Annotated in this window: 9 protein-coding genes and 1 pseudogene; 3 read left to right on the top strand and 7 right to left on the bottom strand. The window is 71.8% G+C overall.

What is annotated here, in order from left to right; all coding sequences use genetic code 11:
* A partial coding sequence (locus tag CCN35_RS23270) for an AfsR/SARP family transcriptional regulator (RefSeq protein ID WP_086794208.1) occupies positions 1-1,733 on the bottom strand: 1,733 nt, incomplete at its 3' end.
* Positions 1,734-2,090: 357 nt separating this feature from the next.
* Entirely contained in the window at positions 2,091-2,246 is a 156-nt protein-coding gene (locus CCN35_RS28485; RefSeq protein WP_158100430.1) for a hypothetical protein, read from the bottom strand.
* A gap of 437 nt (positions 2,247-2,683) precedes the next feature.
* On the opposite strand from CCN35_RS28485, the gene CCN35_RS23265 reads away from it, so the two are divergent.
* Entirely contained in the window at positions 2,684-3,133 is a 450-nt protein-coding gene (locus CCN35_RS23265; protein ID WP_067398563.1) for a hypothetical protein, read from the top strand.
* A gap of 386 nt (positions 3,134-3,519) precedes the next feature.
* On the opposite strand, the gene CCN35_RS23260 is transcribed toward CCN35_RS23265, so the two are convergent.
* Positions 3,520-4,008, bottom strand: a complete 489-nt coding sequence (locus tag CCN35_RS23260) for a MarR family winged helix-turn-helix transcriptional regulator (RefSeq protein ID WP_079129966.1) — start codon at positions 4,006-4,008, stop codon at positions 3,520-3,522.
* Positions 4,009-4,081: 73 nt separating this feature from the next.
* Here CCN35_RS23260 and CCN35_RS23255 point away from each other — a divergent pair, with 73 nt between their 5' ends.
* A complete protein-coding gene (locus tag CCN35_RS23255; protein ID WP_086794205.1) occupies positions 4,082-5,365 on the top strand; it encodes a multidrug effflux MFS transporter in 1,284 nt (427 codons plus the stop codon).
* 384 nt (positions 5,366-5,749) lie between these two features.
* Here CCN35_RS23255 and CCN35_RS23250 read toward each other — a convergent pair.
* The 4 genes and pseudogenes from CCN35_RS23250 to CCN35_RS23235 form a co-directional block, all read right to left on the bottom strand.
* Positions 5,750-6,266, bottom strand: a pseudogene (locus CCN35_RS23250) (AraC family transcriptional regulator).
* Positions 6,267-6,815: 549 nt separating this feature from the next.
* Positions 6,816-6,986 (bottom strand): thiazolylpeptide-type bacteriocin, encoded by a 171-nt coding sequence (locus CCN35_RS23245; protein WP_031128743.1) that lies wholly within the window; start codon positions 6,984-6,986, stop codon positions 6,816-6,818.
* 378 nt (positions 6,987-7,364) lie between these two features.
* A complete protein-coding gene (locus CCN35_RS23240; RefSeq protein ID WP_067398558.1) occupies positions 7,365-7,823 on the bottom strand; it encodes an RrF2 family transcriptional regulator in 459 nt (152 codons plus the stop codon).
* Positions 7,824-8,043: 220 nt separating this feature from the next.
* Entirely contained in the window at positions 8,044-9,273 is a 1,230-nt protein-coding gene (locus tag CCN35_RS23235; protein WP_086794203.1) for an acyl-CoA dehydrogenase family protein, read from the bottom strand.
* A gap of 714 nt (positions 9,274-9,987) precedes the next feature.
* On the opposite strand from CCN35_RS23235, the gene CCN35_RS28480 reads away from it, so the two are divergent.
* Positions 9,988-10,140: a hypothetical protein gene (locus tag CCN35_RS28480; protein ID WP_158100429.1), complete on the top strand. Its 153-nt coding sequence runs from the start codon at positions 9,988-9,990 to the stop codon at positions 10,138-10,140.
* Positions 10,141-10,151: the final 11 nt, after the last annotated feature.

Below are 10,151 nucleotides of genomic sequence, written 5' to 3'. Positions count from 1 at the left end.
GCCGCGTCCGGCACGGTGATCCGCCCGTCCAGCCGCGCCAGCCGCAGATGCGCGTCGGCCAGCGGGGCGGGCAGCCGGTCCAGGGCCCCGTCGAGGGCCAGGGGCACGGACATCCGGGGGTCGTCGGGCAGCGCCAGCCGGGCGGGCAGGTCCCGTCGCAGCCACGCGGCGTAGTCCGCCAGACGCAGCTTCGGCCGGGTCAGCAGCCGGGCGGCGACGATCCGCAGGGCCAGCGGAACGTGCCCGCACAGATCCGCGAGGGCACGGGCGGCCGTGTCCTCGGCCGCCACCCGCTCCTGCCCCAGGACGGAGGTGAGCAGCGCGTGGGACTCCTGCGGCGACAGGGCGCCCAGTTGCAGCACCGCGGGGCCGTGCGTGGCGACCAGGGCGGCCAGCCCCATGCGGCTGGTGACGACGACGGCGCCGCAGCCGGTCAGGTCGAGCAGCCCGCGCACCTGGTCCGGGTGCACGACGTCGTCGAGGATCACCAGGCACGCCCCGCGGGAAGCGCCGGAGGGGAGCGTGGAGCGCAGCTCGGCGGCGGCCTCGTCGAGGGGGCGTGGCGTACCGTCGGCCCTGGTCAGCGGCAGCAGCACACCGCCCGCGGGATACCGGTCCGCCACCAGCCGCGCGGCGTGCAGGGCCAGCGCGGTCTTGCCCATCCCGGGGCCTCCGGAGATCACCGCGATCACCGGGGCGGTGTCCGCCCGCCCGTCCTCCCGGCCGCCGCTCTCCAGGCGGCTCACCAGGTCGGCGGTCTCGCGGGTGCGCCCGGTGAACCCGGGGACGCGGGGCAGCCGGGGGCCCGGAGGGTGGGCTGGATCCGGGGACGGATGGGTACCGCCGGCCGGAGCGGCTCCGGCCGGCGCGGCGCGTTCGTGCCGTCCTGCGCCGTCGTCGGCCGTGGCGTCGTCCGCCGCGGGTGCCCTGTGCGGTGTCTGCGGCGCCGGCGCTGCCTGCGGTGCCGGCGCGAGCGACGCGGGCTCGAGGACCGGGTCACGGGGCTCGTCGCCGCGCAGGATGGCCAGTTCCAGGCGCTGCAGCTCCGCGCCCGGGTCGACGCCGAGCTCCTCCCGCAGGTACGTTCTGATCCTCCGGTACTCGGCCAGCGCCTCGATCTGCCGCCCCGTCCGGTAGAGCGCCCGCATCAACTGGGCGGCGAATCCTTCGTGCTGGGGATGGGCCCGGGTGGCCTCCCAGAGGTCCACCAGGACCTCGCGACATCGTCCTTGGGCCAGCTGGATCTCGCAGATACGTTCCAGCACGCGCAGACGCTCCTCGACCAGCCGGGGCACCTCGTCGCGGTGCAGGAGCTCGGAGGGGACGTTGGCGAGAAGCGGACCCTGCCACAGGTCGAGTGCCGTGCGCAGCAAGGGGAGTTCGGACTCTCCGGCCCCGGCAGCCTCGGACACCAGACGGCGGAAGTGCAGCAGGTCCAGGGTGTCGGCGTCGGCCGGGAGCCGGTAGCCCCCGGCGACCGCGACCACCGCCTGCTCCTCGATGTCGTACTTCGCGAAGAGACGGCGCAACCGCAGGACGCAGCTCTGCAGAGCCGCCTTCGCCGTCGCCGGCTGCTTCTCCCCCCAGACGGCCTGCAGGAGACGGTCGGTCGAGACCACCTCGCCCGGGCGGACCAGCAGGGCCGCCAGCAACGACGTCGGTTTGGACGGTGGCAGGACGACCACGTCACGCCCGTCGGTGATGCTGAGCGGGCCGAGCAACTGAAAACGCACCGAGTTCCCCCGTTGACCGTCGAACACCTGCCGGACCGGCCCGCCACGACACCTCGGGACGCAGTGTCCTGGTGCCGTGGCTGCCCCTGGTGGGGGCGGTGGCTCACACAGGACCCTGTCCGCCCCCGGTACGGGCAGGACGGAGCACGTGTGAAGGCTTTCTGCGCGAAAACATTCGGTCTTGCAGCAGTGGTGAGTGTCTACCGGCGTAGATGGCGGGTCAAGAGGGATGCTGTGAAATACCTGAGGGACGGGTTTCAGACACCGATAGTTCATCAAATAGCTGTCCAGAAAGCATCGTTACAGGTAAAAGCCACCCGTGGGCATCCGTACCGAACGGACGTGTCCGAGAGGGCGTCAGAGGCTGTGCGACGCAGGATCAACCGGCTGTTTGCAGGAGATCTCCGCCCAGATCATCGAGGCGTGGAGTTCGAGGTCGGCGAGGCGGCGCGCGGGCTTCTTTTTCCGGCGTGCGGCGATGTCGCGCCGGCCCCTCCAGCCGGTGTTGATCAATTACTCGACAGCGTTGCGGTCACGGTGAAGGCCGGCAACGGCCGTGCCGAGTCCGCTCCTGTTCGGCGCGACTTTCGCCAGGACCTTCATGACGCCCTGGCCGACAAGCATCTTGACGGCGCCAGGACGAGCACGAGCGGTCGTGGGGTCCAGACCGGCCGGAGCCCGAACTCACCTGGCGTCTCCAGCCATGGAGCGCCTGCCCTGAACTGCAGGATCACGCCCTCGAACCGGTCCCGCAGCCGCCCGGGACGCAGGTCGTACTTGCCCGTCGGAAGGAACGGCCGATCAACTCTCCTTGTTTACCAGCGAGTTACCTGAGTGTCATGATTGCCTTCCTGCCGGCCCCGCCTCCCCGCTCCTCCGGGACGCAGAGGAGACTGGCCGCAGAGGGCGTGCCCCTGCCCGGGGCCGCCACGCATCACGGGGAGCTTGACATGACCGTCGCCTGGCGAAGCGCCGCCTCCTATGCGCTGGCCGTCACCCTCGGATCCTTGCTGACCGGAGCCGCGGTCGGTCTCTTCTGGTCCGCGTGGGCGGGAAGTCTCGGCTCCTGGACATCGTTCTGGATCAAGAATCCGTGGCAGCTGGTCTTCGCTGCGGCAACCACCCTCACCCTCACTCTGATCCGCCGCTTCACCGACCCGATGCCGCTGTGGCGGGTTCCGCTGATCGACGGGGGTGCCTACCTCGGTGTACTGCTGCTCTGCGCCGGCGTTGCCTCATGGGCCGCCGGCTCGGACACGCCGGTCGACGAGGCGTTCTTCGTGGCGAGCCTCGCCCTGCTCTGGCTCCAGCTGCCTTCCGCGTGGCTCTTGATCTTCTACCGGGCCCACCGCCTCGACATCGTCCTCACCCGGAGCGAAACCAGCTCGAAGGCCGCCTGAGCGGTCAGGACTCCAGGCGCCGGCCCGGCTCGTTCGCGGCCCGGGGGAAGAACCCTTTGCGAACCCTCTGCAAACCCTCTGCGGGAAGAACCGGAGGCAAAGAGAAATAGGTGTCTTCGTCATGCTCCGACCTGCGCTCCGGCGCTCTCACGAGCGGGTCTCGGCGTCGGCCGGTTCGGAACACGGCGAAGGCCCGGCCGACGCCCGCCTTCTGACGGAGAGAGCCGGCCGGCCGCTGCTGCACCGACCCCCGCTCATCGTCAGGCACGTCCTCCGCCGCCGTCCCGCCGGCACTCCGAGTGGGCGGCGGACCTGCTGCCCCGCCCGAGGGCTTCCTGACGCACCCCGGCCCTGGGACGCGGCACCCCGCTCCCGGGCGCGGCCTCTCAGCCGCGGGACGCTTTGCGCTGTTCCTTGAGGGCCGTCGCGAGCGCCTTCAGGGCTGGTGCGGCGGTCCTGAGGGCGTCCCGCTGGGCAGGGGAGAGCGTCGCCAGGGAGTCGGCGAAGATCTCCGCCCACGCCTGCTCGATCCTGGCCATGCCCTGCACGGCGCCCATCGTCGGATACAGCCGGACCGCGCGGCGGTCGTCGGGATCCGGCTCCCGGCGGACCAGTCCCCGGGCCACCAGTCCGCGCACGGTGGTGCTGACGTTGCTGGCGTGCAGGCCCAGATCCTGGGCGACGGCCCCGACACCGATGCCCGGCGACTCCAGCACATGGCGCAGCACCTCGAGGTCGGACGGCGGGAGCGGCACCAGCCCGGCCTCGTCCACGCCGCGCAGTCGCAGGACGCGCCCGAGCGCGTACAGGACGGGAGTGAGTTCCCTCGCCTCACGCAGCAGGACTGCGTCGCCTTCCGCATCGGTCGCTGTCATGGTTCGACAGTAGCAATGGCTATAGATATATAACTATCTCGAAACCCTCATGGCCGTCCCTCAGGAGCACGCGATGTCCACACCGTCCCCCGGGCAGGGGCAGACCACATCGGCGTTACCGACGGTGACGCTCACCGCGGCACTCGCCCTGCTGTCCTTCGTGATGCCGCTCGCCACGGACATGTACCTCCCGGCCTTCCCCCGGATGGCCGACGAGCTGAACACCGACGCCTCCGGCGTGCAGTTCACCCTCACCTCGTTCCTGATCGGCACGGCGGCGGGCCAGCTGGTCCTCGGACCGCTGTCCGACCGGTACGGGCGGCGCACCCCGATCCTCGTCGGCGCCGCCGTGTGCACCGTGGCCACGGCCCTGTGCGCGGTCGCCCCGAATCTCTCCGTGCTCATCGTGCTCCGCTTCGTCACCGGCTTCTCCGGCGCGGCCGGCCTCGTCGTGGGGCGCGCGGTCGTCGCCGACGTCGCCTCCGGCGCCGCCGCGGCCCGGCTGTTCGGCGTGCTGATGGCGCTCGGCGGCATCGCGCCGATCGCCGCCCCGCTCGCCGGCGGCGCCGTGGTCGACGACGCGGGCGGCTGGCGCGGCGTCTTCTGGGTCCTGGCCGGCGTCTCGCTGCTGACGTTCCTCGCCGCCCTGGCCTTCATCCCGGAGAGTCTCCCCAAGGAGCGGCGCCGCGCCGACGGCATGGCGGCCACCTCGCAGGCCGCCCGTTCCGTGCTCACCGACCGCGCCTACGTCGGCTACACGCTCGCCTTCGCCTTCGGCTGCGGCGCGCTGTTCTGCTACATCGCGGGATCGCCGTTCCTGCTGCAGAACGTCCTCGGGTTCAGCGTCGGCGAGGCGTCCATCGCCTTCTCCGTCGGCGCCCTGACCGCCACGGTCTCCAGCACGGTCAGCACCAAGCTCGTCGGCACCTACGCCCCCGGCCTCCTGCTGCGCGTCGGCCTGACCGCCCTGCTGGCCGCGACCACTGCCGCCCTGCTGGTCACCCTGGCCGGACGGCTCGACCGCGTCCTGGCGCTCTCGCTCATCGGCATCGGCTTCCTCGGCCTCGGCCAGGTCTTCGGCACGGCGACCGCCCTCGCCATCGAGCGGGGCCCCCACGCCGCCGGAACCGGCTCCGCCGTTCTCGGCACCCTGCAGGGCGTCCTCGGCGCCGTGCTCGCCCCGCTGGTGGGCCTGGGCGGCAAGGACACCGCCACGCCGCTGTTCATCGGCATGGCCGGCTGCTCCCTCGTCGCGGTCCTGTCGCTGCTGCTGACGCGCAACAGCCCTCCGGTGGCGGAACCCTCCGGCGCTCCGGCCGACGGTGCCCCGGAGAGCACCGCGAGCGCGGCGACCTGACCCACTTCCCGCCACCCGACCAGGTCGGTCGTCCCCGGCCGGCCGATCCCGCTGCCGGCAGCATCGGCCGGGAGCTCCGACACCGAGCCGAGGCCTTCCTTCGGGACAACTGACCCCGTCCGAAAGGTCGGAGAGGCCGGGGGCGGTCCGGGACGGGCCGGAGACGGGGACGGCCCCCGATGATCACAGCGGCACGAAGACCGAAGAGCAGGCGGTGGCCGCCGGTCGAACCGTGGACCCGGTCCGACGGAACCGGTGCAGTGTCCAGCCGTCCAGGCCCTCGAAGGCCAGGAACAGCACATCATCGGCCCGGACGGCGGACGCGTGGAGCACTTTCCAGGACGCCTTCTTCTTCCGAGCGCACCGCAGACCGGTCAATCGCGGTCAATCGGTCGGGTGGGAGCCCGGTGCATGGCACGAAGGTGCGCCGGAAGACGTCGATGAACGCACTGGCCGAGGACCAGCCGCACCGGTGTGCCACCGCGGTCACCGATTCCCTCTCCGCCAGGAGGACCAGTGCGTGCCGGAGCCGCAGTTGGGTGCACCACTGGGGGAAGGTCATGCCGAGCTCGCTGCGGAAGAGCCGGGACAGCATGTGGCCGCTCGCGCCGACCTGGCGGCCCGGTTCGGCGAGAGTGCGCCTGTCGGCCGCGGGCAGGCCCACCAGGTGGAGGTCGAGTTCCCCGTGGGCCTGGCGGGCGTGGACGGTGCCGGCCGGTACCCGGATGGCGCGATTGCCCGGGGCGACCCGGGAGCCCGCGCTGGTGGTGACGACCAGTACGCTCCGGCCGGCGCAGACGGTCTGGTGGCCGTCGTGCCGCTGGGCGTCGATCGTGCCGCCGGACGTCAGCTGCCGGGTGCGCGTCGGAGCGACCGGCTCATGGCGGATGTGCGTCGTCATGCGGCAGTTCAGGCGGGCGGTCATTCGGGACAGGGACCTTGCCGATGCGCAGGAGCCGCGGACTGCGGCGGACATGACCGGTGGTGCTCGCCGGGTGCCGGCTGCCGTGTCCGACCGCCGAGGAACCGGTCAAGCTGCTGTGGCCGTCGGGTCCTTGAGCGGTTCCGGGGCACTGGGGGTCCTTGGGCGGTTCCGGTGCACTGGCCGGTTCGCGCAGGGCCATGGACACCACGGTCGCGATCACCGTGACGGACGCGAGGACGACGAGTGCGCCTCGTGGACCGTAGTGGTCGGCGACGGGACCCAGCGGCGGCATGAACAGCCCGCCGACGGGCTGGTCCGCAGCACGCACGGCCCCGTCGGCATGCACGGCCCCGTGCCCCGTGCAGCTGCACGGGGCGGATCGCGTTCGGCCTCGCGGAAGGCGGTGCACATGAGTACGCGGCATTCTTCCGCGTTGGCCGGTTCAGGGCATGGCAAAGGCCCGGCCGGCTCCCGCCTCCCGGGGGAGGGGGAACCGGCCGGGCGCTGCCGCGCCGGACGGTCGGGTCAGGCGGAGCAGGAGGTGGTGCTGCAGGTGGAGCTGGAGGTCGAGGTGGAGCTGGTGCTGGTGCAGCCGGCCAGCACGACCTCGCTGGCGTCCGAGTAGTCGGAGATCTCGAAGGTCTCGGCCTCGAGCTCGAGGATCTCGTCCGCGAGAGTGCTCAGGTCCTTGTTCATGATGCCTCCCGGTGAATCGGGGCGGACCGCCGTGGCCGACGGGCCTTTGACGGCCTCCGCCGTGTGGGGTACGGGACCATTGCACCGGCCCCCGCTCACCGTTCGGCACGTCTCCCGCTGGCATCCCGCTGTCATTCCGCTGGCACACGGCACCGGCGGACGTCCCGGAGCGCGGCGGCCACCACGGATCCACCACCACAGGGCGCCCGGAGGGCAGAAGGATCAGCGGTTCCCCTGCCTGGTCGTCAGGGACTGCGGCAGAAGGCGGGCCTCCACCCCAGGACCATCCCCCCAGGCCACCCCAAGAAGGCGCCCATACACGCGACACGGCCATGACGCCTCCGTGGGACCGACCGTGAACGGCCCGGCGCCGGCACGTCAGGGGTTCGTCCAGGCCTCCGGAGCGCTGGTCAACGCGGACACACGGGCGGGCAGCCGGGCCGATGCGACATCGGCGAGCGACACGCCCTCGAGGATCTCGCGCACATTGGACCGCAGGGCGATCCACAGGGGCAGCAACGACTCGGCGGGGCCGGTGTAGGACAGCTCCGGAGGGCGGACACCGCGCACCGAGACCAGCGGTCCGTCCACGACGCGGATGACATCGGCGATGCTGATGGACTCGGCGGGCTTGGCCAGCCGGTAGCCGCCGTTGCCGCCGCGCCGGCTGAGGACGAGACCGCCCCGGCGCATGTCGTTCAGAATGCTTTCGAGGAATTTGTGCGGGATGTCCTGTGCGTCGGCGATGGCTTCGGCCTTCAGCGGCCCGCCGTCCGGCGACGCGGCGAGCTGCAGTGCGGCACGTATCGCGTAGTCCGCCCTGGCCGAAATCCGCATGTGCGCATTATCCCGTACGGTTTCGGCCGATGTCCGCTGCCGACGGCGGCGGGATTCGGGCCGCGGCGGGGACGGAGGACACGTCGTCCCTCTCGGCGAGACGACCGTCCCCCTCGACGAGGCCGGCCGGAACGCCGTCGCCGACCACCCGGACGCGGGGGCGCGTGGCGCACACCGCTCGTGCCCGGCCGGGGCGGGAGAACCGGGCGGCACCGCATGGTCAGACCGGCAGGACGAACGGAGGATGCGCGCCGTTGAGGAAGTAGTTCCCGACGTCGTGGAGCCGGTGGGTGACGGGCTCGTACAGGGTGTGGGTCCGGGCATTGCGCCAGAAGCGGTCGAAGCCCAGATGCGAGGACGCCGCGCAGGCGCCGATGAGGTCGAGGGCACGGTCGGCGGACTCCCGTACGGCCCTGGCGGTGGCGGCTTCGGCCATGGACACGAGCACGGAGATCTCCGCGTACTCGTCGTAGGTGAGCTCCTCGCCACGGGTCAGCCCGCCGTGCACGGCCTCCCTCGCCTGATCGGTGAGCGCGGACGCGGCGCGGGTGAGGACGGTGAGCTCCCCGTAGGCGGACAGCACCTGCGGGTCCTCGGGAGAGACGGCCGGCCGGGCGGGATGCCCGATCAGACGGCCCGCCCGGCTGTACTCGCGGACCTCGGCGAGCACTCCCTCGGCCATGCCGAGCCGGAGGTGGACGGAGAGGAGACGCCCGACCGGCGACGCCAGGGCGACCAGGGGCGACAGGACGTCCTCGTCCACGGACAGGGAGCCGAGCACGGCGTCGGCGGCGACCGGTACGGCGTCGAACTCCACGCTTCCGCCGGCCGCGAGCCGCTGGCCGAAGGTGTCGGCGTCGCCGTCGATCCCCACACCGGGACAGGAAGGATCGACGACGACGGCGAGCGGCTCGCCGGTGTCGGCCCGTACGGCCCGCACCGCCAGGCGGTCGGCGACCAGCACCCCGGTGGCGTAGCTCTGCCGGCCGTCGAGCACCGGGCCGCCGGCCGTCTCGGTCAGCGTCAGCGGCGGTTCCTGACGGGCCAGACCACCGCCCCAGCACCACTGCCCGGCCGCGGACTGCCGCTCGATGCGATCGGCGAGGGAGGGCTCGGCGAAGAACCGGGCGCTCCACGACAGGAAGAAGTGACAGCCGAGCAGCTGGCCGATCGCGCCGTCGGCCGCGGCGATCTCCCGGACGACGGCGTAGGCCGTGGGCCAGTCCGCGTCGCCTCCTCCGAGCTCGGCCGGTACGAGGAGGGTCAGCAGACCCGCCTCACGCAACCGGGACACCTCGTCGAACGGGGTCTTGCCCGCCTGCTCCCGGGCCACCGCGTCCGTGGCCAGGTCGTCCGCCGTCTCGCGGGCCACACGCAGCCAGTGCGCACGGCCGGGCCCGACCCGGTCGGACTCCGAGACGGAGTCGGACGACACGGTGGCAACGCCCATGATGGTCTCCTCGGGATCGGCGACAAGGCGTGGTGTCGGGGTTCTCTTGGTTCTCTTGCCGGCGGAGCCGCACCCGGCTCGCGGTACGGACGCACAAGGCGGACGAGACCGGGGACAGAACCGGGCTTACGGCCGCCTGCCTCTGCCGCGCGGCGCATGGGACCGACGACGCTCACGAAGCGGAGGGGCGCCTGTCGAGAGGTCATGAGTCCGGGGGGAGTGGCCTGGGCCGGAAGCACCGTGGCCACGACGGTCGTCCTTCAGAGGGATGCCGGGCCGTCAGGCGGCGTGATGTGCGGGGAGCACCTGATCACCCGGGAGGCGAAGAAGGAACGGAACGGCACGTGCACCGTACGAGCCGCGCACCTACGCACGACAACAGGCGGCACTGACGACGTGGCCGAAGTCGACGTGTCGGCGACGAACGAGCCGCTGCTGCGTGGGGGGCATGCGCATCATCCTGCGCACCCGGTGAGAGGGTCGTCAATACTTTCCCAGTAAATCGATAGGAAATATGGGGAACGCGGCTCCGCGGACGGGCTCAGGGGCGGAGAACGGGGAGCGAGGCCGACAGCGCACGGACAGAACCGACCCGTCCCGCATACATGCGGACGCACCACGCCCGTGTGCCCGTCACACACAGGAATCGCTCACCAACGGTCCGGCATTCGAACATGGTTGACGGGACATCGGATGTCCTGCTCAATTGGTCGCATGCATGCCGAGCAGCGCCTGGTCACCCGTGACCACATCGACTTCGGTCGGGTGTGGTCGCGCGTGACCAAGCGCTGCTGGGCATTCATGCGACTACTTGAACAGCACGACAAGGCGCCCGTCAAGCGGTTCCCGCGCACAGGACCGCCGTGACCGGCGTCCTT

This window comes from Streptomyces thermovulgaris (assembly GCF_002155915.1).
In the GTDB taxonomy this organism is placed as follows: Bacteria; Actinomycetota; Actinomycetes; order Streptomycetales; family Streptomycetaceae; genus Streptomyces; species Streptomyces thermovulgaris.
Note: the sequence above shows the minus strand (reverse complement) of the source record. Positions and strands in the feature narration are given on the sequence as shown.

Coding starts and splice junctions, on each gene's coding strand:
- CCN35_RS23265 (WP_067398563.1), top strand. CDS start 2,684: ATGACCGTCGCCTGGCGAAGCGCCGCCTCCTATGCGCTGGCCGTCACC.
- CCN35_RS23260 (WP_079129966.1), bottom strand. CDS start 4,008: ATGACAGCGACCGATGCGGAAGGCGACGCAGTCCTGCTGCGTGAGGCG.
- CCN35_RS23255 (WP_086794205.1), top strand. CDS start 4,082: ATGTCCACACCGTCCCCCGGGCAGGGGCAGACCACATCGGCGTTACCG.
- CCN35_RS23245 (WP_031128743.1), bottom strand. CDS start 6,986: ATGAACAAGGACCTGAGCACTCTCGCGGACGAGATCCTCGAGCTCGAG.
- CCN35_RS23240 (WP_067398558.1), bottom strand. CDS start 7,823: ATGCGGATTTCGGCCAGGGCGGACTACGCGATACGTGCCGCACTGCAG.
- CCN35_RS23235 (WP_086794203.1), bottom strand. CDS start 9,273: ATGGGCGTTGCCACCGTGTCGTCCGACTCCGTCTCGGAGTCCGACCGG.
- CCN35_RS28480 (WP_158100429.1), top strand. CDS start 9,988: ATGCATGCCGAGCAGCGCCTGGTCACCCGTGACCACATCGACTTCGGT.